Genomic DNA, 23,596 nt, shown 5'->3' on the forward strand with positions numbered 1-23,596 from the left:
TCATATTATAACATATCAGTAAGATATAGAACGTGATTATTTTTAATGGACGCTTCGCGGTTTATATTTTGGTCGGTCATTCATCCCCACCTTATAGAAGGATGGGGTATTCTGCCCGACATTAGGATAAATTTGAGTAAGTCTTTCATACTGATACTGCTGATTAACTTAACATTGAACACTGTAATACTTTTACGGACTCAATTATAAGCAGTTATCTTATATCGAACTCAGGTTAGTAACAAAAATAGATATCTAATCGGCTGAAAACCCCATTCTTTCGTGACTTTGTGATCTACTGAAACTGTCTAATTACAAAAATGGGATGCTCCCGTTACAGTTGATAATAGGCAGGGGGCAGGAGGCAGAAGGAAGGAGTCGATTTAAAACTATGTTGAAAAAATATTTACATAGTAAATCAATTAAATTATCAGTAAGAATGTAGAATTATCAAAAAAATTAATTCTACATTCTTTATTCTACATTCCTAACTATCCATTACCCACTGTTAAGGAGATTCTTCGTACCTCAGAATGACAGTATGAGAGATTACTTATATCTCGAAATAACAATTATTCCTTGTTTCGGAATGACAGTTTAAAAGATCAAAACTCAACGCCATTAACTCGGTGAATATGGAGAACATCGCTCATATTACTAATACGATTAATGATGTATTCTAACTGTTGGCGATTGCGAATTTCAATCTGTAAATTAATGATAGCTGGTTTATTGCGTCCGGTTTTTACCCCTGCGTCACAAACGTTAACATGATGGTCACTCAAGCGTAATAAAATATCTTTGAGAACCCCAACACGGTCTAAGGCTTCGATTTGTAAATCTACGGGATAAGTGGCGATACAATCTTTACTATCGAAGGTATTCCAGCGCACGGGAATAAATTGTTCTCCTGGGATATTTTCCAGGTTAGAACAACTTTGGTTATGGATAGAAATGCCTCGGTTTCCTCGGGTTACTACGCCAATAATGGGGTCACCAGGTAAGGGTTTACAGCACCCTGCAATATGATAAACCAGCCCTTCTACCCCTAAAATGGGGGATTTATTGGGTTTAGTGGGACAGGCCGGAGAAGGAGATGCGCTGGGTAAGCTCATTTCTGAGGCATCTTCTTTTTGCTGAGTGACTGTAACTTCTCGTACTCGGTTAACCACTTGGTTGAGGGTGACACCTCCATAACCTAAACCGGCTAATAAATCATCTACTGATTGGTAGTTGCACTTGTGGGCGACGGTTAGCATGGGATCAGACTTTAATAAGGCTTCAAAGCCATTTTTGCCCAACTCTTTTTCTAACATTTCCCGACCTCTGCCCATATTTTCTTCTCGACGCGATCGCTTAAACCACTGACGGATACGGTTGCGGGCCGTAGGGGTAACGACGAAGTTTAACCAGTCTAAACTGGGATGACAGTTCTTTTGGGTAATAATTTCGACAATATCCCCATTTTGTAAGGGTTGGTCTAAAACAGACCATTTACCATTAATTCTGGCTCCTTTCATCTGGTTGCCTACTTCTGTGTGGATACGATAGGCGAAGTCTACGGCGGTTGCCCCTCTTGCTAGAGCGATTACGTCTCCATTGGGGGTAAATACATAAACATCGTCGTCAAAAAGGTTGTCTTTGAGGTTGTCTACGTATTCTTGGTCGTCTTTGAGGTCATTTTGCCAGTCGAGAAGTTGCCGTAACCAGGTGAATTTTTCGTCTTCATCGGAGAACTGGGCATCATGGGAACCTCCGGTTTCTTTATATTTCCAGTGGGCGGCAATTCCATATTCGGCAATATGGTGCATTTCTAGGGTGCGAATTTGAATTTCTAGGGGGCGGCCATTGAGTCCGACTACGGTTGTGTGCAAGGATTGGTAAAGGTTGGGTTTGGGGAGTCCTATATAGTCCTTAAATCGGCCCGGCATTGGTTTAAAAAGGTCATGAACTACTGCTAGGGAGCGATAACATTCTTCATTGGTTTTGACGATTATTCGTAAGGCTGCGAGGTCATAGATTTCATGAAATCCTTTGTTTTGACGCTGCATTTTGGAATAGATGCCGTAGAGATGTTTGGGTCTTCCTTGTAATTCTTCTACTTGGATATTCATAGTATCCAGTCGCTTTTGCAGCAGTTTTTTAACGGTTTCAATACGGGTTTCGCGATCAATCCGTTTTTCTGAGACGAAGTTTTGAATTTGCCGATAGTCTTCTGGTTCTAGATATTTAAAGGATAAGTCTTCTAATTCCCATTTTACTCGCCAAATTCCTAAACGGTTGGCTAGGGGAGCAAATATTTCTTTGGTTTCGAGGGCAATGCGTCTCTGTTTTTCTGGTCTGAGGGGTTCGAGAGTACGCATATTGTGGAGGCGATCGCTTAATTTGACCACAATGACGCGAATATCTTTGGCCATGGCTAAAAACATTCGTCGAAAGTTTTCGGCCTGTTGTTCGGTTTTGTTGGAAAAGTTAAATTTTGAGAGTTTGGTTACCCCTTCTACTAATAAGGCGACTTCTTGACCAAACGTCTGTTCTATTTCTTCTACGGTGACATCGGTATCTTCTACTACATCGTGGAGGAAACCGGCCGCGATCATGGCTTTGTCTCCTCCTAAGTCTCTTAAAATACTGGCAACGGCTACAGGATGGGCAATATAAGGTTCCCCTGACTTCCGGGTTTGTCCTTCGTGGAGTTGGTAAGCAAAATTAAAGGCGCGACAAATTAAGTCTACGTCGGGGTTCGTTTGGTCTAACTCTAGGGAGAGTAAATAGTCTTTTAACCAGTTGGGAAGGGTTAGTTTTTGAGGTGTCGTGTCAGGAAAAGTAACTGCATTCATAGGAGGATCAAGCTTGAAGTCGAAGGAGGGAGGATGGATAAGGAAACAGGGACTAATGTTGCTTTAAGGCTGATGCTTGTCTGATGGAAAAGTCTAAGGGTTTAAACCGTTAGTTATGCTTAGTTATACCCTGTTTTTACCATCAGTTATACCCCAACTGTTTAAAGAAAGGATATATTTTAATAATTTCAGTTTAAGGACAGATTCAGATTCGTTAAAGTCCCCGAGAAAGTTTAATATTAATTTACAAATTCTAACGCAATATGGTGTCCTATGTTACTGAAATTCTATCATCAGTCTTATCAAGAGCTTTTGGCTAACCTTGTCAAACTGCAAAAACTGGTCATAGCTGAGAATACAGACAGAAACGAGATCAAAATCACTTATGAGCAGGTACAAACTATTTTTGAGCAGCAGATTCTCAGTGTGGGCTTAGATGAATTAGATTGTAACGCAATACCCTTGCTGCGATCAGCACAAACAGAAATTTATAAAAATTTAAGATTACTGGGAACGGAGTTATTATTTCTAACGTCTTCTCGTCGGAAGGAGACGAGTAAAAAAAGGCTTGAGAAGGTACAAGGAAAGGTTAGGGAACTAATTGGTTATTCTCAGGCAATTATTGATCAATTACAGCAATGATATAGCAATTAGTAAAGCCTGATTTAGTATAATCATACAGCAAACTGGTTTTTTTCACATATATTTAAGCGAGATTATGGTAATGATTAGCAAAATTTTTCTGAGTTTGTTTTGGGTAGGATTTATTATTTATGGTTTTTTATTGCCACCTCCTGGCCAACACCACAAAGTGAAACTAATTAAGTAGTTTACTGGGCAAATTATATCAATATTATTAATTTATCAATAATATTTTCATAGTTTCCTCACCCGACAATTATAATTAAGTAGTTTGGTGAGTAAAGTCAATAATTTGTCTTGATATTTAGATAGTATTTTCATACTTTGCCCACCCTACAATGTTTTATTTTGTCAAAGTAATCTCTATCAAAAATGAAATATATTAATAAGATTATAAAGGGTGATTGTGTAGAAATATTGCAAGAATTACCCTATAAAAGTATTGATTTAATTATTCTTGATCCTCCTTATTGGAAAGTTGTACAACAAAAATGGGATTATCAATGGCGTACTGAAGAAGATTATCAAAAATGGTGTTTACAATGGCTGAACGAAATTGCTAGAGTGATAAAATTATCAGGTAGTTTATATTTATTTGGTTACTTAAGAAACTTATTTTATTTATATGAACCGATTATTAATTTAGGGTTTAATTTTCGACAACAAATTATCATAGATAAGGGAATCAAAGCCATTGGAGGACGTGCTACTAAAAATTATAAAATGTTCCCTAATGTGACAGAAAGTTTATTGTTTTTTATCTATGATAGTCGTCCCTTTATTAAACAATTTCTTAAACAAAGACAAAAACAATTAGGATTAACTGCACTAGAAATCAACAAAAGATTGGGTGTTAAATCTAATGGTGGGGGGATGTGGTCACTATATACAGGTAATAATATTTTAGCTCAAGTTCCCACTAGAGAAATGTGGAAAAAATTAGAAACTGTCTTAGACTTTAATTATCCTTATGAAGACATTTCAGCTACATTTAATATAGAAATGGGAGTAACTGATGTTTGGAATGATATCGATTTTTATGAAGAAAAAAGATTACATCCTACCCAAAAACCTGTTAAATTAATAGAGAGAATTATTAGAGCAAGTAGTAATGAAAATATGATAGTTTTAGATCCTTTTATGGGTTCAGGTTCAACTGCGATCGCTTGTTTAAATCTTGAGCGTTATTATATTGGAATTGAAAAAGAAGATAAATATATTGAGAAAATAACTTCAAGAATAGAACAACATCAATCTAATATTATTAATAATGATCAACAAGGAATAAAGACTAAAGATGGATATAATCAGCTTTAGTTAGATTTGGCTATTTAATTTATTCATATTATTAAGCGTCTTGAAGCCAAACAATGGCTGAAGCTAGTCTTCAATCGTTAATTTTAATCTAACTAATCTTAGTAAACCCATATTTTGATTTTTAGATTAAATCTTTATTTAAAATTAATTTTTCTGAACAAATCTTAACCTTTAATGCAACTACTAAAAACTGTTCTCTATTGAACAGAATTAATAACTAATAACTGATAAATATCTAGTCTTGATCACGAATAATCCTAACCTGAAATTCATCTAAAGTTATGAGGGAATCTCCCTATCCTTGATTTAGATTAGTAGTAGCCTCAGCAAGTTCCCCTATTAATACTGTAAATTTTTGACTTTTATTATGACCAGTGTAGAAATTCCTGTAATTCCTGAACAGAGCCTTGATCGTGACTGTACCACTCTTTCACGGCACGTATTACAACAACTTCAAAGTTTTTCAGCCGAAGCGCAGGATCTCAGTGCGATTATGACTCGCATTGCCTTAGCTGGCAAACTGATCTCCCGTCGTCTCAGTCGGGCCGGTTTAATGGCAGATGTTTTAGGATTTACAGGAGAAACCAATGTGCAAGGAGAGTCTGTCAAAAAGATGGATGTCTATGCCAATGATGTTTTTATCTCTGTATTTAAACAAAGTGGGTTAGTTTGTCGTTTGGCTTCTGAGGAGATGGACAAACCCTATTATATTCCTGAAAATTGCCCGATTGGTCGTTATACATTGCTTTATGACCCTATTGACGGTTCATCCAATGTGGATATTAACTTAAATGTGGGATCAATTTTTGCCATTCGTCAACAAACTGGGGACGACTTGGACAAGGAAGGCAGTGATTTATTACAAGATGGACGAGGACAACTGGCGGCAGGTTATATTGTTTATGGACCTTCCACTATGTTGGTCTATACTATGGGTCATGGGGTTCATTCTTTTATTCTTGACCCCAGTTTAGGAGAGTTCATTCTAGCCCAAGAAAATATAAAAATTCCCGACCACGGTCCTGTTTATAGTACCAACGAGGGTAACTTCTGGCAGTGGGATGAAGCTATTAGAGACTATACCCGTTATGTTCATCGTCATGAAGGGTATACAGCGCGCTATAGTGGGGCCTTGGTGGGAGATATTCACCGTATTTTGATGCAGGGGGGCGTATTTTTATACCCTGGAACCGTGAAAAAACCTGAAGGAAAATTACGTATCTTATATGAAACTGCCCCGTTAGCTTTTTTGATCGAACAAGCAGGAGGAAAAGCTAGTGATGGACTTAAACCCATATTAGATGTTGTTCCCAATAAACTCCATGCTAGAAGTCCTTTGGTTATTGGCTCTAAGGAAGATGTTAGTTTAGTTGAGTCTTTTATCCAAGATCATCAACGTCGAGGTAATAGTTAGCTGATCTGATAATGGGCATAATAATATTATGTCCCTACAAAAATAATGCCTAAACATATTCTTGTGACGGGGCCGAGTCGTTCGGGTAAAAGCGAATGGGCCGAAACTTTGGCCGACAAAGTTAATAAACCAGTGATTTATGTGGCCACGGCCCAAGAAAACCCGGATGATTCTGAGTGGCAACAGCGTCTTGAAAAACACCGTCTCCGTCGTCCTTCTCATTGGCAAACTCTATCTGTTCCCCATGATCTTTCCATAACCATTGAACAGGCAAAACCACCAAGTTGTTTATTGGTTGATTCTTTGGGAACTTGGGTAGCTAATGAGTTGGAAGAAGATGAGGAGAGTTGGGACGCGATCGCCTCACAATTATTAACCACTGTTAAAAAAGCTTCAGTAGACATCATTTTTGTAGCCGAGGAAACGGGTTGGGGGGTGGTTCCGGCTTATCCTATGGGAAGATTATTCCGCGATCGCTTGGGACATTTGACCCGTCAACTAGGAGCGATCGTAGATACCACTTATTTAGTAACAGGGGGTCATGTTCTCAATTTAAGTTTATTGGGAGAACCTTTAAGATAAAACAACACATTAAGTTTATTTTCAATCGTAATAAATAAACAAATACTCTAGATACAATCAAAATATGATCTGGTTGTGGAGATAAATTAATCCTTATTCATCGTTAAGATAAGAGCTAAAACCATAGCTTGATCATGAGAAATACTCAAAAGATATAAATCATATCTTTTTCTACAAGTCCTATAGTGCAAGTATCAGGAGGTTACTATGGACATGGTTAAAATAGATAAAGAAGATGTTACATCCAACAGTAATTTATGGCAAAAATTATTAACAGGTTGGGATTGGCAAAAGGTTTTTTTAGCAATTTTGACTGCTATTATCGGTTTGTACCAGTTTCGATTGCAACATCAACTTACCTATCAGGTTGAACAAGATAAGCTAGTTGGTCAAATGTTAGAAAGAGTAGACAAATATTTGAGCATGAATTCTGAATTAGAAGACCATGAAAAAGCGAGGATTTTAATTTCATTAACCAAAATAGTAACTGATTCTCATCTTGAAGAGAATAGAGGACTTAATACAGAAGAGCAGAAAAATCGTCTCAGATTCATACCTTTTTATGTTGCTCTTTTGTCAGAAGATGAAGATACGCTAGTCACTATTAGTTCTCAAGATGATAACGAATTAAATTTGTGGATTGAATTTGCAAAACAGACCTCTAATACTGATATTAAACTCACTGCAGCTAGAGCTTTAGAAAAAATTTTCTATCTAAGCGGAGATGGAGAAAATGACATCGACCGCGCAAAGATGATTAATCATCTTTTGGCACTAACAACTGATTGGCAAATTCAGGATTATACTGGAAAATCAAATGAAGAATTTAGGCAGTTCAATAAGGAGCTTAATGAGATCATCACTAATATGGTGAATAATATTACTAAGGAAGAGATTGAAGGTAATGAGCAACTGACACAAGCGGTTAAAAACGTAAAAAATAAGTATGACGAACTAATAGTCGCAAAACAGCCAACCTTAGAAGAAATTGCTCAAGAAGGTGGTCAGGAGCAACCAAAAGATCAAGTTAAAGTACCGGAGATAATTCAGCAAATTTCTGATAATTTTTCCGAAAAATCTGGCGAAGAATCTGAGAGTCCATCTCCAAAAGAGAAAAATCAAATAAGCTCTCTGATCGATGACCTCAAAAATAACCATACTGCCACTCGGCGTTCAGCGAGAAGTAAACTTAGTGCTTTCGGACAAAAGGCAGTTGCTCAACTACTGACTGCTTTAAAAGAGGAAAATGATATCTATCGTATTCGTTTAGGAGTAGTTACTGCTTTACTTTTGATGAAGCAACCTGTTGAAATTCCTCTTGAAGATGTTGGTGAGATTACTAAGTTACTAGGAGACAATGACATCAGTATTAGGATCAACACTGCTAACTTTTTAATCAAGTTGAGTGATCCCAAGACTCGAGAAGATGTTGTTAAAAATTTGCTCAAGAATCTTAATAATCCGACGAATGATGATCACGGGTATAATTCAGTTGTTGTCTTAGGGGAATTAAAATCGCAAGTATCAAAACCTCTTCAAGCAACAATTGAACAGAATCTAAGAAGCGCAAAAGAAAACTTAAGCAAGAATAAATCTTCTTGGCCAAAGACTATCAAACAAATCGACAAATACTTATAGTTAGTAGGTTAGGCAAGAAAGGATATTTCTAAGATAAATGAAAATATTTCCAGCCCTTGCCTACCATTGTATTTATGTTGTTAATGCTGATCACTGTTCGCGGTTTCTTCAATAAGAAGACCAGTTCCTTCACAGAATACACAAGTTTCTTCTCTTTGGACTTCTCCACTACAATCTCTGATTTTGATGTATCCTTTTCCTTCACAATGATGGCACTCTTTTTGTTGTTTCATGATTTTTTGAAATTAGCTTAGTTTTAACTATTTTATAAGATATTTTAATAGATTGGGTGCATTACATTGAATTAATGCACCCTAAAAAAGATGTATTTCCCTAGAATCAAGGACTCCCATTTTTTGTGATTTTTGCCATAACAGAGTGTCATGCACTCTAAAAAATAGGCTATCGCACTATATTAACGCCTTGACATGAGTAATAATTGAATTAACTGAAGCACTGAATATAAGGTGGTAGCTACATAAGTTAATGCGGCTGCGTTTAACACTTTACGCGCTCCCTGGTTTTCCTCACCTTGCAAAATACCAAATTTATCAATTAATTTTAAGGCTCTTCTAGAAGCATCAAATTCAACAGGAAGGGTAACAAGATGAAAAATAATTACACCTAAAAATAAGGCAATACCGAGAATAATCAGTTTTATTTATACTTTGGTGGCAATCATTTCTGAGGTTGAATTAGGATTAATTGGTTCAAAGTATAGTATCATAAATTGGTCAGCACTGAGTCCAAGAGATTCGTAAGTTCGTCCGTTGCGATCGCTAAATTCAACCTCATAAGCTGTTCCATTAGCTAAAATATCAACAACCGTGCCGACTTGACCTTTAAAGAGTTTATCTTCAGGAAGATCAACAGTTAAGGCAACCACATCAAGCAACTTCACTTTATCAGTTTTCATTGTATTTGACCTCCAAAAAATCAAAGGGGATAGCAAGTAGTTAATCTCGGAATTTTAGAATGATTTTCGATAATCCAACCTGTTCTAATTATTGCACTTTTATTTTGCCATTTCAGTGTAAAATCTATGGTGTAACGTTGACCATATTTATCCTTTCTTCCTAATTTAGCTTCATGGGTTTTGATTGCCTTGAAAATAATTTGACGTAATTCTTCAGCATTATCAGTGTTCATCCCTAAAATTGACGAAAATAAACGAGCTTTATGCTTCCCATCATCATGATCGGGATTAAGACAGTAATCACGCAGTTTACGAATATCAACCTTAGCATTATCAACATAAGGCAGTAGATTAACGATAATAGTCTTCTCCTTACTAATTTTATCAGCCTATTAAGATACTAAAAGCTCTTGAATGGTTTTTTCTGACATAGATCGACGAAAATCTAAAATTTCAATTAACACTAACTTATCATCTTGAGAATAATGTAAAATTGTGTTCTCTTCTTGTTCAGCATAAGCAATAGAATCATTAGATAGTTCAATTAGTAAAACATCTACTTCTTTACTATAGGTGATTTTTTTCATAGCGGTTTCTCCTAGCAGGATAAAGAGTAATGATTAGGATAAATGCGTTAAATTGTCTATAGACAACCCTGATTACTAAATTATCGTTAAAGGGTTTTTCAGCAATTATTTTAGAATCTTGTTGAGTTTCTATTTTATCAGGATTAGTAATAATTTCAAGAACAAATTGTTTGCTAATTGTCATTCCATGACGAGCTAATATATCTATTTTATCTTGAGAGTGTTTACTAAAACGAATCTCTTTCATTATTTTTTGAAATCAATTAACTTTAATTATCTTATAACCAATTTTAATAGATTGGGTGCATTACATTTCATTAATGCACCCTACAAAAAGGCGATCTATCATCACGCCATTAAGCTGTTCAGATGCTTTTCATATAAGTCCAGTTTACCAATAAAGTCATGATGATACGGAAGGTTATTAAAGCTGCTCATCATTCGCTGATTGGCAAGTAATATAGCGTTTTCTACTGCTTTTTCACACGAATCACCAACATTCAAGGGTATTTCCGGACTTTTATTAAGAAGGGTCTTAGTTTCTTTCTCTAGTTTGTCAATATTAAAAAGAGGAAATTTGTTGTGTATAACTTTCAGAATGTCCTGAAACCTTTTTAACTCTTTTTCCATGACCTTATTTAAGGCAGCGATGGTATCTAATTTCCCATCAATTTGTAGAAAAACTATAGGAGTTCCAAGAGCATTAGCAAATGCAATCTCGGAAAGTGTACCACGTCCTCCATGTATCGCAATTACCACATCTGGGACGCAGCCATTAATGAAATTTCGCTCGCTTCCCCAAGTAGTTTTAATTAATAAATGTTTATAAGGAGGGTTAGAATCCTCATTAAAACAAACATCGAATTTTGGATTACGTTTTAAAACGCTAATAAGTCTAGCGGGATGATCCTTAGTAGACTGTTCTTTGGCACCGTTCATAGCAGCGTTTCTAATAGGTGGCAGGCGATCTGAGTCAGGTTCTCCCCCCGTTAATATAATTTGTCTTGCTTTTGTTATTTCTTTCCCCACGTTGTGTGCCAAATCAATAATATGTGCAGCTTTTTCCGGACCCATCTGCCTAATCGCATTAGTAGATCCAACAACTCCGATGATACTTATTCCATTTCTCATGGTGATTAGCCTCCACAAGATTCTCTTGATCCTATTCTACTAAAGATAAAATATAAATTTCTTTTATCTTTACAGTAATTAATTAATCAGGTGGACTAAAAAAGCCCACCCTAAACTAACAATTAAACTTTCTCTCTCAACTTATCTAAAACACTGGGATCAACTACAGTAGACTTATCACCAACAATGTCTTGATCGGCTGCTATTTGACGTAAGAAACGTCGTACAATTTTACCCGATCGCGTTTTGGGAAGTGCTTCAGCAAACTGAATAGTACCCGGACGGGCGATCGCACCTATCTCGCTAACAACGTGCTGCTTTAACTCCTTATTTAACTCATTACTGGGACTGTAATGATTTTCCAGGGTAACAAAAGCATAAATATCTTCCCCTTTGATCTCATGGGGAACCCCAACCACCGACGCTTCAGCAACCGCAGGATGAGACACTAAAGCAGACTCTAATTCCATCGAACCCAAACGGTGTCCGGAGACATTCATCACGTCATCTACCCGGCCCATAATCCAAAAATAGCCTTTTTCGTCCCGACGCGCGCTATCACCGGCGAAATACACTGGTTTGCCATCAACTTCGGGAATGGGGTCCCAATAGGTTTTCTGGAAGCGTTCGGGGTTATTATAGACGGTGCGTAACATACTGGGCCAAGGATGCTTAATAACTAAATATCCTCCGGTGTTATCGGGTACTGCATTACCGTTTTGATCCACCACATCCGCTATAATGCCAGGGAAAGGACGAGTAGCTGAGCCAGGTTTGGTGGGTGTTGCGCCAGGCAAGGGGGTAATCATCACTCCTCCTGTTTCTGTTTGCCACCAAGTATCCACAATCGGGCATTTTTCCCCACCAATAACGCGGTGATACCACATCCAAGCTTCTGGGTTGATGGGTTCTCCCACTGTTCCTAAGAGACGTAAAGAGGAGAGATCCCTTGCTTGTGGTAACTCTTCTCCCATTTTGATGAAAGCACGAATGGCAGTGGGTGCGGTATAAAAGACGTTGACTCCGTATTTTTCCACTACATCCCAGAAACAACCGGGGTTAGAGGGACGGGGAACTCCTTCGTACATTAAGGAGGTGGCACCATTGGACAAGGGACCATAGACAATATAACTGTGTCCTGTGATCCAACCGACATCGGCAGTACACCAGTAAACATCGTTGTCTTTGAGGTCAAAGATCCATTTTGTGGTGATATGGGTGTAAAGGTTATAACCGCCGGTGGTGTGGACAACACCTTTGGGTTTCCCTGTACTGCCACTGGTATAGAGGATGAAGAGGGGATCTTCGCTATCCATTACTTCTGCATCGCACTTAGGGGAGGCATCTTTTTGTAAGTCGTGCCACCAATAGTCACGGCCTGAACGCATTGAAATGTCTTGTTTGGTCCGTTGTACTACGATCACTTTTTGGACGCTAGAAGCTCCATTTTCTAGGGCTTTATCTACTTCTATTTTCAGGGGAACGATCTTATCTTTGCGAAAACCTCCATCAGCAGTGACTACTACTTTGGCCTCTGCATCTTCTAGGCGATCTCGTAATGCTTCGGCACTAAAACCACCAAAAATGACGCTATGGGGCGCACCTATGCGAGTACAGGCTAACATAGCGATGGCTGCTTCGGGTATCATGGGCATATATATACCCACGCGATCGCCTTTTTCTACTCCCATGTCTTTGAGGACGTTAGCAAACTGACAAACTTCTCGATGGAGTTCCCCATAAGTTAGGGTGCGAGAGTCTCCGGGTTCCCCTTCCCAGATAATCGCTGCTTTGTTGCGTCGCCAAGTGGTAAGATGGCGATCGAGGCAGTTATAGGACATATTGATTTTGCCGTTGACAAACCATTTGGCAAAGGGTGGTTTCCAGTCTAGGACTTGATCCCATTTTTGAAACCAATGTAATTCTTGTTCTGCTAGTTCTGCCCAAAAGGTTTGGGGGTCACTTTTGGCTTTTTCGTATAGTTGCTCATAGTCTTGAAGACTTTTGATATGTGCGTTGTTGGAAAAGTCGGCAGCAGGAGGAAATACTCGGTCTTCATGTAAGATCGATTCAACGGTGTTTTTTTCAGAGGATGCGACCATAATATACACCTCAACAAAGGTTCATGTAATCTTTATAATTGTAAGTCGGAAGTGATTACTAGAAAAGGTTTTCAGGGATTTACAAAAATTAATAAAAAAATCTACTTTTTTATCTGACTCTTTAGGTTAAACAGGCAAAAATTCTACTTTTAATTTACCTGTTTTGGTTACTTTAAGTTAAACTTTTGGCTATTGGTTTATCTTTTTTTGCTTTTTGTCTATTTTGGATTATTATCTATTTTTCATTTGAGATTTCCATTGTTAATTTTGATGTTATTTTGATTAATTTGATTGACATTTTATTAAAATTCTTATATATATTTTAGCAAACAACGAAGTCGAGAAACGATGGAGTATTGAATATGGTTTCATCAAAAAACCAAGAGGTATCATATCCAGAAAAGGTTATTGTTGTTTGTCCAAACTGCTCTCAAAAATTACGCGTTCCAGTCAATCTAGGAAAGTTAAGAGTTAGATGTCCAAAATGCAAGCATGATTGGTTCTGGTCTTCTAATACAAACATTTCAAATCAGATTGAACGCATCAAAGAAAAGATTGCTCGAGCAAGACAACTTCATCTTGCTGAAAATAAAGCCTATCCAGAATTTTACAAAAATACACGTATCCTTACTTTTCAGCCTCCTCTTAGTGCCTCGGAAATTGATTTATGGGAAACTAAATATAATGTTTTTCTTCCAGAAGAGTACCGAAGTTTTCTTGAACAAATCGGTAATGGAGGTGAATTTTATGACGAGATACTATCATTAAAAAGATGGGCTGTGGGTGTAGATTTGGATGATAAAGACCAAGAACTTAAGACTCCAAGTCAACCTTGTCTGTTGCTTGAGAAGTATGAAAGTGATGAGATGTGGGAACAATGGCTGATAGAGAATATTGGTGAAGATTGGGCAGAGAAGTATTATCAAAGCCTGTGGTCACCGCACCTCGGAATGATCACTATTGCTGCTGAGCAATGTGGAGCATTAACTTATTTAGTTCTCAATGGACCCTTAAGAGGACGTATCTGTTGGTTTTTAGACTACTTTTCAGCACCTACTTTTGAATCAGCAGCAACATTTTTAGATTGGTTTGAGACATTATTGGATAAAGACTTAAATCGATTGGAAAGTAGAAATCACTAATCTGATAACATATTACCATTAGCCATTAAACGATTAAAGGTAAATCATGGGTAAGGTTTGGGAACTAGATTTTTATTCACGACCAATTTTAGACGAAAATAAGAAGAAACAATGGGAAGTCTTGATCTGTGAAACCCAGACAGATAGTCAAGGATCGTTAGAAAAAGGGTTTCGTTATTCTCAGTTTTGTCCCCCCAGTACAGTAAACTCTATATGGTTACGGGAAGCATTAGAAACCGCTATGGAGAAAGCAGGAGAAACCCCCAGTAAAATTCGCTTTTTCCGTCGTCAGATGAATAATATGATTGTTAAAGCTTGTGGAGATGCCGGTTTGGTGGCTACTCCCAGTCGTCGCACCTATACCCTAAACCATTGGCTTAAGCAACGTCAACAAGACTTTTATCCCAGTCAAGAAGGTTATAATGAAACGGCAGCAGCAGCTAACGCATCTGTGGCTTATCCCGAACTAAGTGCGATCGCTTTACCAGATGCAGTTAGGGGCGATCGATCTGATAAATGGGCGTTTGTTAGTCTGGAAGCATCGGCCTTTGATGAGATGAAAGAATGGGATATACGCTTTGGAGAGGAGTTTCCCCTCGCTTTAGCTGATATTTCCCCTGATACGAAAATTCCTGGGTTTATCATCTTTTCTCAACGTTCCCTACCTTTAGCTGGTTGGATGTCTGGGTTAGAGTTAGTTGCACTCAAGTTTCAGTCTAAACCTCTGCCTATTCTTTGTCTGGAAACTGGTTTAAGCGATAGTTGGATTTTAGCAAATTTAACCGATAAAAGCAGTGTCGCAGAAGGGAAAGGGTTTGAAGACACCAAAAATAAGGCTAAAGGGGTTCATTTTTTCGCTATTCAGTCTAGTCCCGATGTAGAAACATTTAGCGGTTTTTGGTTACTTAAAGATGATTAATAAATATGAGTTCGGAGTTCGGAGTTCGGAGTTCGGAGTTATGATTTTAGAAACAAAGTCAAAAGAACTTGAGACTCCTAGTTTTTGCTACTTAATCTATTAATTGTCTTATATCAGACTCAAGTTAATAAAATGGCCTTTAGAATGGGAGGAAAATAGCGACTTTTAAAATACTCACCATGAATATGTCTTCTACTATAGCCAGCGATCACTGCATGATTCCAGTGATAAAAACCCCTGAAGATTATCTTGTTTTTCGCATCACCCCCGACGATACCAACCGTTTAGCCATTGTTTTTGATAGCAGTATGGCCGATGATTCTTTGACGGTGTGTGTGGAAATATTCGATCCGGGGGGAAGTACCCCTACCCATCGTCATAACTTCGCTGTAGAAATGTTTTTTATCCTCAAAGGAGAAGGGTTAGCGGTTTGTGATGGTAAGGATATTCCTTTACATCCAGGGGATAGTTTATTAGTCCGTCCCACGGGTATTCATGAAATTAGAAATATTGGCAAAGATCGCTTATATGCTTTATGTTTCATGGTTCCTAACGAAGATTTTTCCGAATTAATTCGTAATGGAGTTAGAGAAAGTTTCGACGAAGAAGACTTACAAGTTTTACGAGGAGTGAGTTATTGAAGTCAAGTTTTGCTAATATCGTTATGGTTAAACATAAGGAAAAGGTGAACTTTGAATGAACCCGCAAAAGCAATACAATCAAATACCCGTAAAGAATTGCGCCAATTAGTCTGCAACCAATTAGCCTTATTATTAGAACAGGGTAATTTGCAAGGGGCCAAAGCTCTGTTGGTTCCAGTCCAACCGGTGGATATTGCCGAGGCCATCGAAGGTTTACCCAAGTCTATGCAGGTGATCGCCTTTCGGTTATTGGTGAAAGAAGAAGCGATTGCAGTCTATGAAAATTTGGATTCTACGGTTCAACAATCTTTGGTGGAACAGTTTAAACAACAAGAAGTTAGGGATATTGTAGAGGAAATGTCCCCGGATGATCGGGCCCGTTTATTCGATGAGTTACCGGCAAAAGTTGTACGTCGTTTACTCGAACAATTAAGTACCGAAGAACGAAAAACCACTGCGTTATTATTAGGTTATGAGGAAGATACTGCCGGTCGCATCATGACTCCGGAATATATTTCCCTCAAACAAAGTTTAACTGTTGCCCAAACTTTAGAAAGAATTAGAAGTTTAGCTACTGCCTCAGAAATTGTTTATTATCTTTATGTAACCGATGGTTTTCGCCGTTTGGTAGGGATTGTCTCTTTGCGAGATTTGGTTTTATCTTCCCCAGAAATAACTTTAGAAGAAATCATGACCAAAGAGATAGTTTCTGTCAATACCAAAGATGATCAAGAAGAAGTGGCCCGGGTGATCCAACGTTATGACTTATTAGCGGTTCCTGTGGTGGACAATGAACAAAGATTAGTGGGGGTTGTGACGGTTGATGATGTTATTGATATCTTGGAACAGGAAGCTACGGAAGACATATATGCGTTGGGTGGGGTTCAGTCCGATGGGGATAACTATTTTCAAACTAATTTAATTACTGTGGCCCGTAAACGGGTGATGTGGTTACTGGTTCTCTTGTTAACTAATACTGTTACGGGAACTATTATTAAATCTCAAGTGGGTTTACTGGAACAAATGGCTATCCTGACGGCGTTTATTCCCCTTCTGACGGGTACGGGGGGCAATGTTGGGGCCCAGTCTTCTACTGTGGTTATTCGCGGTTTAAACACGGATGATATCAAGGATCTCGGCGCTGGACAGGTTATTTTAAGGGAGTTGATGGCCGGGGCCTTATTAGGGGTTGCATTGGGTTTATTAGCTACGGTTTGGGCCTATGGGTTGCAAGGTAACTGGTTAGTTTCTATTTCTGTGGGTATTAGTTTAGTGGCGATCGCTATTTTAGCGTCGGTTGCTGGTTCAGCGTTACCTTTTGTATTTCGGTCTTTTGGTCTCGATCCGGCGTTAATGTCGGCCCCTTTTATTACCACAGCAGTTGATGTGATTGGGGTATTAATTTATTTTTCTATTGCAAAGATGGTTTTAGGACTTTAGGTGTTAACTTTTCATTTTTAGCAGTTTAAATAATTAGCAATTTTTTCAATTATATACAAACTAGCTATTGAGTTTCCTTGTTGGTCTAAAGGTGGACTATAACAAGCGATCGCTCCTTGTTTTGGTACTATAGATAATATAGCACCACTTACTCCTGATTTACTAGGAAATACGATTTTTTTTGCAAAGTTTTCTGATGCTTCATAGAGTCCACAAGTGTTCATAATATTAGTAACAATTGAAGAATTTTGTTGGTTAATATTCGGAGAATCAACTAATAATAATCCTAGTTTAGCTAAGTCAGTAATTGTTCCTGAAAGACAACAAATTTTATTATAAGTATCTAGGGTTATTTCTGGATCTTTTATATGGTTTCTCTTGATTAATTCATCAATAATTGCCTGATTACGAGGGTTAGGTACAGATTGAACTGATTTTAACATCAATTCGTCTAAAAATAAATGACATTGACTTAGTTTATTTAACCACTGTTGTAAATTTTTATATCTTTTATTAGCATCTTTTCCAGGTAGTAAAGACGCTAAGGTTAAGGCTCCACTATTGATCATGGGATTACGAGGAAAACCTTGATCTAATTGTAATTGTTCTAGAGAATTAAAGGGATAATTAGATGGTTTAGAACCCACTTTTTGAAATATAATTTTCTCTCCTAATTCTGATAATAAATACAACAATAAAAAAGGTTTAATGATACTCATCAAGGAAAAACTAATCTGACTATCTCCTTGGATCAAAATATTATTATTTTTAGTGACAATACAAACAGTTAATAAACTTGCATCAGTTTGCTTTAACAGGGGAATATAATCGGGTAATTTACCCTTTTTTGCTTGTTGAGAAGCTTCTAGTATCCAGTTAGATAATTGTTCTGATGATAGATGAGATAATTGTTTCATTTCACTCCTACTAAATCATAATTTACTATATTTACGTGATTTTTATATTGTAGAGACGTTTCATAAAACCTGTCTACACAAAAAAATATACAAATATTATTTTATCTTATCTATAAATTAAAAATTTTACTTAATCTTTCACGAATCCAAACAACAGGATTTTTAAGAGATTCATCATCAATTAAACCCATTTCTTTCAAACTATTTTGATATTCGTCTAAAGTTTCTTGACGTTTTGCTAATTCTGTGGCGATTTCTTTTGCTAAATAAGGATATTGATTGAGAAGCTTTTCAAAACAAGTTTTTCCTAGTAAAAATAAATGAGTATCTTCTGCTGCAATCATAGTGGTAGGATAAGGAATTTCTAATAATAAAGGTAACTCTCCGAAATACTGTCCTTGATTAAAAGTAAACAGAAGACGACTCACTTTTGTTGTTTCATAAATAGCTTGTATTTGTCCTGATAAAACAATACAAAAATGACTATCATATTCTCCTTTCTGAATAAAAATTTCACCTTTGTTGAGATGACGACGACTACCGACTTCAATTAATTGTCTTAATTCTAGTTCGTTTAAGTGTTGAAAACAGGTAAAACTTTTTAAGGAATCTTTCAAGGTTATATGAGGAGAAAAATTTTGTTCATTTGAGACTGTTTTTAAATTATTTGACGGGAAAGATTCAATATTGTTTAACCATAATTCTCGTTGAGGGAAAGGGATGGAAATACCACCTTGACGAAATTTATATTCAATAATAAAGTTCAGAGAACTTTTGATAAATTGACGATTTTCAATATTAGCAACCCAAACCCATAATTCAAAAATTAAAGCATTATCTCCATACTCAACAAATACAACTTTTGGAGACGGATAACTTAATACTTCTTGTTCTAAAAAAGCTGATTCTAATAATAATTCGGTTACTAATAATAAGTCACTATTATAAGCAACACCGATGGATATTTCTATTCTTCCCTGACAATTTTCATAGTTCCAATTTTCTACTGGTTGACTGGTTAAATCTGTATTAGGAATTACTAATTGTGATCCTTGAAATGTCTTAATAACTGTTGACCTTAAAGATATTTCTTGAATGTATCCTAAGTGACCTTGAAATTCAATTAAATCTCCAACTTTTAACTTACTTTCTCCTAATAAAGTTAACCCACTAACTAGATTTCTAGTAATTTCTTGTAACCCAAAACCAATACCAACACCCAACCCTCCCACAACCACAGCAAAAGACGCTAAATCTAATCCTAAACCTTGTAAAACAATAATATATCCTAATGTCCCTAAACCTAAGCTACTGAGAGTTCCAATTACTTCTCTTGTTCCTTCATCAATTCTAAATAAAACCAATAAATAATTTCTTAAAAATCTTTTAAATCCTCTAGCAAGAATACTGACAAAAATTAACAGCATTATCGCTTTTAGTATCCATAAAATAGAAATTTCTTCTCCCCCTATATTAAACAGAGGAGTAGAAAATGTTTCATTAAACCATTGTTTTATAAGCAACCAGTAAGTAGACATTTTTAGTTAGGATATAAGGTAGGAATTGCCGCAGGTTTAAAACGATTATAGGTATTTACTAATTCACTAACTGCTGATTTATCTAACCAGTAAATGGGATAATTTTCATCACTAATCTTCTGCCAATAACTAGGTTGTAAATATATGTCATAATCATTATTATCAGCAAGATAAGATTGAAAGAAAGCAACAGATTTTGTATTATTATAAGTAGTAAATAAATTATCATCTACATTTTTAAAATCAACCAAAAGATTAATTAAATTATTGATTTGATTATTTTGTTCAGGAGGGTTTAAAAAATGTGCCTGACCTTCCATCACAAATAAATATTTATCTTCACTTTTTACCCAAGCAAAAGTTCTAATTTGTTCAATAATAGGAGGAGTTGCCGGGTCATTTGTTCCTGCACTAATGATAATCGGAATATCAATTTTACTCAATCCTTGAGAACCAAAAATAACACTATTAACAGGATTTATAATAGCGATCGCAGCTACTCTTGGATCTCGAAAATTGTAGTCTTGTCTGGGTAGATCTAAAGTTTGACATTGTAATAACATAGATAAATTTGCTTCCCAAACTTGGCGATCGCAATAGTTTTTAATATTCTCAAAATCCCAGGTTGCACCGGCAACAGACAAAGCAGTATAACCCCCAAAAGAATGACCAATAACCCCCACTTTATCCAGATTCAATCTATTATCAAACTCTTGTTTATTTCTTCTTTCCAACTCATCTAAAACATAGGTAATATCTAAAGGTCGATTTATAAATTCTTGTAGATCGTATAATTCACGAGAATAACTATTAAGCATATTTTCTAACTGTTCTTGATCACTCCCAATATGTTGAGGAATGGCAACTAAAAAACCATAGGATGCTAATTGTTTTCCTAATGAACTAAAATCATTAGGATGGGAAGCTAAACCATGAGAAACGATAATAACTGGTATTTTTCCCTGTTGCCAATTTTCAGGTTGATAGAGATGTAAATCAAAAGTTCGCTGACGACTTTGATCAGTTAATTTAATAATTTGAACTGGACTAACTCCATATTCTCCCTGCTTTCTAATATCGGGTATATTGGTGTAATCTATATTTGATTGACTGATTTTTTTATTAGACAGTTCTGAAGCATTTTTCGTTAAAGAATTAGTTGCTAAAACTAAACGCTGCTGATAATCTAAAGTTTTTTGTATTTCCTCTAAATTTATCTGAATATCAGTAGCCAAATAGCCTAAAATATTCATCAAACTAAAGCCTTTTTCTTTGTCTAAAGCAGCTTGAATTAATGCACCTCTCAATATATATTTTCCATTTCTTCCTCCAGGAAGAGAAACTAAAATACCCAGTCTTTCTAAAAGTATTTCTCCCGTAGGAGTATTAAGAAATTTAGATAATTGAACTCCATCAATAGGATATTGACTGACTAATACTTTTCGTAAATTTTCTTTTTGTTTATCGTCTAAACCCGCAGTTTGAAAATAAAAGTCTAACTCTTGATTAACAACTCCTTCATCAGCAAACTGTTCCAAAGAATTAACTTCAAGGGTTAGTCTTAAAGATTGCCAAAGAATATTAATTCTTTCTGCTGCAAAACTAGGTGTAGTAAAACACAAAAAAGAGAGACTAACTAATAAAAAATTCTGCCATTTTTTAGTAAAATTAAACATAAAAATAAAACCATTCCTATACAATTTATTTCTTTAAACCCCGTAGTTAACTATGGGGTCTTATAAAAGACGTTATCAAATTTTATATTTAATAACGGATAAAAATTTTGCAGTTAGAGTATATCCGATTCTATAACATTTTTAGAAAAACTTTGATAAGCTTCCCCAACTTTTTTGGCAACCGAATCAGGAAATACATGAAAAGCATCCCCTTTCAAAGCTTCTAAAAGTGCTTCTGCAACCAAAATAGGCGGTTCTGCAATTTCAGTCAAATTAATAACATCAACCATATCTGTAGCAATAGGACCAGGATGAATACTTAACACTCTAGTTCCCTGTTTATCAAGTGATTCTTTGAGGGATTGAGTAATAGAATAAGAAGCTGCTTTTGAAGCACAATAACCTGCAAAATCAGCATATCCTTTCATAGAAGCAATAGAATTAAGCTGACAAAACACACCACCACCATTCATTTTGAGAATAGGAGCAAATGCTTTAGCCATTGTAATAAGACCATAAACATTAGTTTTCATGTGAAATTCTAAAGAATCAATGATCTTTTCTGTTAACACTTCTTCTGCTTTTAAAACACCAGCATTATTGATGACAATGTTAACATCTTTGGCAATTTTTGCAGCCTCATAAATAGACGTACTATCCATTACATCAATCATCAAAGGAACCACTTTTTCCCCATATTTATCGACCAACGATTTAACAGTATCAATTTTACGAACAGCAGCATAAACTTTGGCTGCACCATGTTCTATAAAAGATTCCAAGACAACTTTACCAATGCCTCGATTAGCACCCGTTACTAAGATAACTTTATTTGTGATATCGTAACCCATAAATTGCTCTCTATATTGTTGTCAACAATTTTAATTGTGGTCAAAAAACAATAATAAAGTTACCATTATTGACCACAACTAACTAATTAAAACTTATTATCAACCACTAATTCACTTAATGGTAATTGTCCAGGTTTTGGCCAAGCATCTTTAACCTTTTTCCCAATCGCAACCATTGGACCCATAACATAATCATCAGGCAAATTGATCAATTCAGCAACCTTATCAATATCAAAACCAATCATGGGACAAGAATCATAACCCATTTCTTTAGCTGCTAACATTAAAGTTTGCATGGCCATCCCAATTGATCTTTGTGCTTCATCTCGTTGTAACCATTCCTTTCCTTCATGAAAAGGTCCCATCCAATTAACTAATAATTCTGCAACTTGTTGGGGTGCATTTTGCCAATAACGTTGGGGATCTTTTTGCCAAGCTTTCGTATCTGCTGTAAATAAAATCAACAAAGAAGCATCGGTCATTTGTGCTTGATCATTACCAAATTCTTTGCGAATTTTTTGTCTTAATTCTGCATCTCTTAACACCACAAAACGCCAATGTTGAATATTAAAACTGGTAGGGGACTGAATAGCTGCTTCCAGTAATTTTTGTTCTTCTTCCGCAGTAATTTTATGGTTAGGATCGTAAGCTTTAACCGCACGACGTTGATAAATTGCATCGAAAGTATTCATTGAAAAAACCTCTTGATAATTTTCATAATAGATTGACAATTAAGCTAAATCAAACAGTAAAATTTCAGTCTCGTTGCTAGTGGAAATCAGAGCAACTTTTGCTTCTTGAGTAATGGCAACCCCATCACCACTGTTGACAGTTTTACCATTAATTGTTATTGAACCTTTAACAACTTGCAGCCACAAAGAGCGATTACTTTTAACACCATAGTTAAGGCGATCTCCTTCTTTTAAAACGGCAGCATAAAGATCCACATCCTGATGAATTTTAATAGAGTCATCTCTACCATCACCAGATGCAACTAATCTTAATTGTCCCTGTTTTTGGGCCAAAGGAAAATATTTTTCTTTATAATTAGGTTGCAGTCCTTTTGTATTAGGAAGAATCCAAATTTGCAGAAATATAGAAGTTTCGCATTGACAAAAAAGACAGAATATGATTTTGAGCTTTAAATGCGATCGCTAAAAAAGAAAATTGACAAATAGATAAAAACCCTGGGGAGCATCCCATTTTTGCCAAAAACTTATTCTTGGAGTTTGACGGGGAGAGGGGGAGATGGGGAGACGGGGGGAAATTAATCAGATCAACTATTATCAATCAAGGACAATTT

The 23,596-nt window shown here is 36.3% G+C and carries 24 protein-coding genes; 9 read left to right on the top strand and 15 right to left on the bottom strand.

Features of this window, described 5'->3' with window-relative positions; all coding sequences use genetic code 11:
- Positions 1-605: 605 nt before the first annotated feature.
- A complete protein-coding gene (locus tag QNJ66_RS20870; protein WP_300510398.1) occupies positions 606-2,840 on the bottom strand; it encodes a bifunctional (p)ppGpp synthetase/guanosine-3',5'-bis(diphosphate) 3'-pyrophosphohydrolase in 2,235 nt (744 codons plus the stop codon).
- A gap of 273 nt (positions 2,841-3,113) precedes the next feature.
- On the opposite strand from QNJ66_RS20870, the gene patD reads away from it, so the two are divergent.
- The 5 genes from patD to QNJ66_RS20895 all read left to right on the top strand — a co-directional run bounded on the left by patD (position 3,114) and on the right by QNJ66_RS20895 (position 8,433).
- A complete protein-coding gene (patD, locus tag QNJ66_RS20875; RefSeq protein WP_300510400.1) occupies positions 3,114-3,482 on the top strand; it encodes a heterocyst frequency control protein PatD in 369 nt (122 codons plus the stop codon).
- Between the two features lie 372 nt (positions 3,483-3,854).
- A complete protein-coding gene (locus QNJ66_RS20880) occupies positions 3,855-4,799 on the top strand; it encodes a site-specific DNA-methyltransferase (RefSeq protein ID WP_300510402.1) in 945 nt (314 codons plus the stop codon).
- Positions 4,800-5,166: 367 nt separating this feature from the next.
- Positions 5,167-6,213, top strand: a complete 1,047-nt coding sequence (gene fbp / locus QNJ66_RS20885; protein WP_300510404.1) for a class 1 fructose-bisphosphatase — start codon at positions 5,167-5,169, stop codon at positions 6,211-6,213.
- 45 nt (positions 6,214-6,258) lie between these two features.
- On the top strand, positions 6,259-6,795 hold the full coding sequence (gene cobU / locus QNJ66_RS20890; RefSeq protein WP_300510406.1) for a bifunctional adenosylcobinamide kinase/adenosylcobinamide-phosphate guanylyltransferase: 537 nt from the start codon (positions 6,259-6,261) through the stop codon (positions 6,793-6,795).
- A gap of 207 nt (positions 6,796-7,002) precedes the next feature.
- Entirely contained in the window at positions 7,003-8,433 is a 1,431-nt protein-coding gene (locus QNJ66_RS20895; protein ID WP_300510408.1) for a hypothetical protein, read from the top strand.
- A gap of 80 nt (positions 8,434-8,513) precedes the next feature.
- On the opposite strand, the gene QNJ66_RS20900 is transcribed toward QNJ66_RS20895, so the two are convergent.
- The 8 genes from QNJ66_RS20900 to acs all read right to left on the bottom strand — a co-directional run bounded on the left by QNJ66_RS20900 (position 8,514) and on the right by acs (position 13,169).
- On the bottom strand, positions 8,514-8,666 hold the full coding sequence (locus QNJ66_RS20900; RefSeq protein ID WP_300510410.1) for a hypothetical protein: 153 nt from the start codon (positions 8,664-8,666) through the stop codon (positions 8,514-8,516).
- A 182-nt stretch (positions 8,667-8,848) separates the two neighbouring features.
- Positions 8,849-9,094, bottom strand: coding sequence for a zinc metallopeptidase (locus tag QNJ66_RS20905; RefSeq protein WP_366146302.1), 246 nt, complete (start codon positions 9,092-9,094; stop codon positions 8,849-8,851).
- On the bottom strand, positions 9,095-9,349 hold the full coding sequence (locus QNJ66_RS20910) for a DUF4926 domain-containing protein (RefSeq protein ID WP_300510411.1): 255 nt from the start codon (positions 9,347-9,349) through the stop codon (positions 9,095-9,097).
- Positions 9,350-9,369: 20 nt separating this feature from the next.
- Entirely contained in the window at positions 9,370-9,729 is a 360-nt protein-coding gene (locus QNJ66_RS26260; protein WP_366146303.1) for a DUF6883 domain-containing protein, read from the bottom strand.
- A 12-nt stretch (positions 9,730-9,741) separates the two neighbouring features.
- Positions 9,742-9,936 (bottom strand): DUF2283 domain-containing protein, encoded by a 195-nt coding sequence (locus QNJ66_RS20920; RefSeq protein WP_300510415.1) that lies wholly within the window; start codon positions 9,934-9,936, stop codon positions 9,742-9,744.
- On the bottom strand, positions 9,917-10,183 hold the full coding sequence (locus QNJ66_RS20925) for a DUF4258 domain-containing protein (protein WP_300510417.1): 267 nt from the start codon (positions 10,181-10,183) through the stop codon (positions 9,917-9,919). Before QNJ66_RS20925 ends, QNJ66_RS20920 begins: the two co-directional genes overlap by 20 nt.
- A gap of 101 nt (positions 10,184-10,284) precedes the next feature.
- Complete coding sequence (locus QNJ66_RS20930; protein WP_300510419.1) at positions 10,285-11,067, bottom strand: hypothetical protein; 783 nt, start codon at positions 11,065-11,067, stop codon at positions 10,285-10,287.
- A 122-nt stretch (positions 11,068-11,189) separates the two neighbouring features.
- Positions 11,190-13,169, bottom strand: coding sequence for an acetate--CoA ligase (gene acs, locus QNJ66_RS20935; protein WP_300510421.1), 1,980 nt, complete (start codon positions 13,167-13,169; stop codon positions 11,190-11,192).
- A 362-nt stretch (positions 13,170-13,531) separates the two neighbouring features.
- Here acs and QNJ66_RS20940 point away from each other — a divergent pair, with 362 nt between their 5' ends.
- The 4 genes from QNJ66_RS20940 to mgtE all read left to right on the top strand — a co-directional run bounded on the left by QNJ66_RS20940 (position 13,532) and on the right by mgtE (position 17,311).
- On the top strand, positions 13,532-14,311 hold the full coding sequence (locus tag QNJ66_RS20940) for an SMI1/KNR4 family protein (RefSeq protein WP_300510423.1): 780 nt from the start codon (positions 13,532-13,534) through the stop codon (positions 14,309-14,311).
- Positions 14,312-14,357: 46 nt separating this feature from the next.
- Positions 14,358-15,230: a Tab2/Atab2 family RNA-binding protein gene (locus tag QNJ66_RS20945; protein WP_300510425.1), complete on the top strand. Its 873-nt coding sequence runs from the start codon at positions 14,358-14,360 to the stop codon at positions 15,228-15,230.
- A gap of 185 nt (positions 15,231-15,415) precedes the next feature.
- Entirely contained in the window at positions 15,416-15,871 is a 456-nt protein-coding gene (locus QNJ66_RS20950; RefSeq protein WP_300510446.1) for a cupin domain-containing protein, read from the top strand.
- A gap of 51 nt (positions 15,872-15,922) precedes the next feature.
- Entirely contained in the window at positions 15,923-17,311 is a 1,389-nt protein-coding gene (gene mgtE / locus QNJ66_RS20955) for a magnesium transporter (protein ID WP_300510427.1), read from the top strand.
- Positions 17,312-17,328: 17 nt separating this feature from the next.
- On the opposite strand, the gene QNJ66_RS20960 is transcribed toward mgtE, so the two are convergent.
- The 6 genes from QNJ66_RS20960 to QNJ66_RS20985 all read right to left on the bottom strand — a co-directional run bounded on the left by QNJ66_RS20960 (position 17,329) and on the right by QNJ66_RS20985 (position 23,318).
- Positions 17,329-18,228, bottom strand: a complete 900-nt coding sequence (locus QNJ66_RS20960; protein WP_300510429.1) for a glutaminase — start codon at positions 18,226-18,228, stop codon at positions 17,329-17,331.
- Between the two features lie 110 nt (positions 18,229-18,338).
- Positions 18,339-19,766: a mechanosensitive ion channel domain-containing protein gene (locus tag QNJ66_RS20965; protein WP_300510431.1), complete on the bottom strand. Its 1,428-nt coding sequence runs from the start codon at positions 19,764-19,766 to the stop codon at positions 18,339-18,341.
- Between the two features lie 2 nt (positions 19,767-19,768).
- Positions 19,769-21,442: an alpha/beta hydrolase gene (locus QNJ66_RS20970; protein ID WP_300510433.1), complete on the bottom strand. Its 1,674-nt coding sequence runs from the start codon at positions 21,440-21,442 to the stop codon at positions 19,769-19,771.
- 113 nt (positions 21,443-21,555) lie between these two features.
- Positions 21,556-22,293: an SDR family oxidoreductase gene (locus tag QNJ66_RS20975; protein ID WP_300510435.1), complete on the bottom strand. Its 738-nt coding sequence runs from the start codon at positions 22,291-22,293 to the stop codon at positions 21,556-21,558.
- Between the two features lie 86 nt (positions 22,294-22,379).
- Positions 22,380-22,985 carry a nitroreductase family protein gene (locus QNJ66_RS20980; protein WP_300510437.1) on the bottom strand — a complete coding sequence of 202 codons (606 nt, stop codon included), beginning with the start codon at positions 22,983-22,985 and terminating at the stop codon, positions 22,380-22,382.
- Positions 22,986-23,024: 39 nt separating this feature from the next.
- A complete protein-coding gene (locus QNJ66_RS20985; RefSeq protein WP_300510439.1) occupies positions 23,025-23,318 on the bottom strand; it encodes a hypothetical protein in 294 nt (97 codons plus the stop codon).
- Positions 23,319-23,596 lie beyond the last annotated feature (278 nt).

Source organism: Crocosphaera sp. (assembly GCF_030064895.1).
Classification (GTDB): domain Bacteria; phylum Cyanobacteriota; class Cyanobacteriia; order Cyanobacteriales; family Microcystaceae; genus Crocosphaera.

What these genes read in the sequence shown, in the direction of transcription:
- QNJ66_RS20870 (WP_300510398.1), bottom strand. Translation starts at nt 2,840, where the DNA reads ATGAATGCAGTTACTTTTCCTGACACGACACCTCAAAAACTAACCCTT.
- patD (WP_300510400.1), top strand. Translation starts at nt 3,114, where the DNA reads ATGTTACTGAAATTCTATCATCAGTCTTATCAAGAGCTTTTGGCTAAC.
- QNJ66_RS20880 (WP_300510402.1), top strand. Translation starts at nt 3,855, where the DNA reads ATGAAATATATTAATAAGATTATAAAGGGTGATTGTGTAGAAATATTG.
- fbp (WP_300510404.1), top strand. Translation starts at nt 5,167, where the DNA reads ATGACCAGTGTAGAAATTCCTGTAATTCCTGAACAGAGCCTTGATCGT.
- cobU (WP_300510406.1), top strand. Translation starts at nt 6,259, where the DNA reads ATGCCTAAACATATTCTTGTGACGGGGCCGAGTCGTTCGGGTAAAAGC.
- QNJ66_RS20895 (WP_300510408.1), top strand. Translation starts at nt 7,003, where the DNA reads ATGGACATGGTTAAAATAGATAAAGAAGATGTTACATCCAACAGTAAT.
- QNJ66_RS20900 (WP_300510410.1), bottom strand. Translation starts at nt 8,666, where the DNA reads ATGAAACAACAAAAAGAGTGCCATCATTGTGAAGGAAAAGGATACATC.
- QNJ66_RS20910 (WP_300510411.1), bottom strand. Translation starts at nt 9,349, where the DNA reads ATGAAAACTGATAAAGTGAAGTTGCTTGATGTGGTTGCCTTAACTGTT.
- QNJ66_RS20920 (WP_300510415.1), bottom strand. Translation starts at nt 9,936, where the DNA reads ATGAAAAAAATCACCTATAGTAAAGAAGTAGATGTTTTACTAATTGAA.
- QNJ66_RS20925 (WP_300510417.1), bottom strand. Translation starts at nt 10,183, where the DNA reads ATGAAAGAGATTCGTTTTAGTAAACACTCTCAAGATAAAATAGATATA.
- QNJ66_RS20930 (WP_300510419.1), bottom strand. Translation starts at nt 11,067, where the DNA reads ATGAGAAATGGAATAAGTATCATCGGAGTTGTTGGATCTACTAATGCG.
- acs (WP_300510421.1), bottom strand. Translation starts at nt 13,169, where the DNA reads ATGGTCGCATCCTCTGAAAAAAACACCGTTGAATCGATCTTACATGAA.
- QNJ66_RS20940 (WP_300510423.1), top strand. Translation starts at nt 13,532, where the DNA reads ATGGTTTCATCAAAAAACCAAGAGGTATCATATCCAGAAAAGGTTATT.
- QNJ66_RS20945 (WP_300510425.1), top strand. Translation starts at nt 14,358, where the DNA reads ATGGGTAAGGTTTGGGAACTAGATTTTTATTCACGACCAATTTTAGAC.
- QNJ66_RS20950 (WP_300510446.1), top strand. Translation starts at nt 15,416, where the DNA reads ATGTCTTCTACTATAGCCAGCGATCACTGCATGATTCCAGTGATAAAA.
- QNJ66_RS20960 (WP_300510429.1), bottom strand. Translation starts at nt 18,228, where the DNA reads ATGAAACAATTATCTCATCTATCATCAGAACAATTATCTAACTGGATA.
- QNJ66_RS20965 (WP_300510431.1), bottom strand. Translation starts at nt 19,766, where the DNA reads ATGTCTACTTACTGGTTGCTTATAAAACAATGGTTTAATGAAACATTT.
- QNJ66_RS20970 (WP_300510433.1), bottom strand. Translation starts at nt 21,442, where the DNA reads ATGTTTAATTTTACTAAAAAATGGCAGAATTTTTTATTAGTTAGTCTC.
- QNJ66_RS20975 (WP_300510435.1), bottom strand. Translation starts at nt 22,293, where the DNA reads ATGGGTTACGATATCACAAATAAAGTTATCTTAGTAACGGGTGCTAAT.
- QNJ66_RS20980 (WP_300510437.1), bottom strand. Translation starts at nt 22,985, where the DNA reads ATGAATACTTTCGATGCAATTTATCAACGTCGTGCGGTTAAAGCTTAC.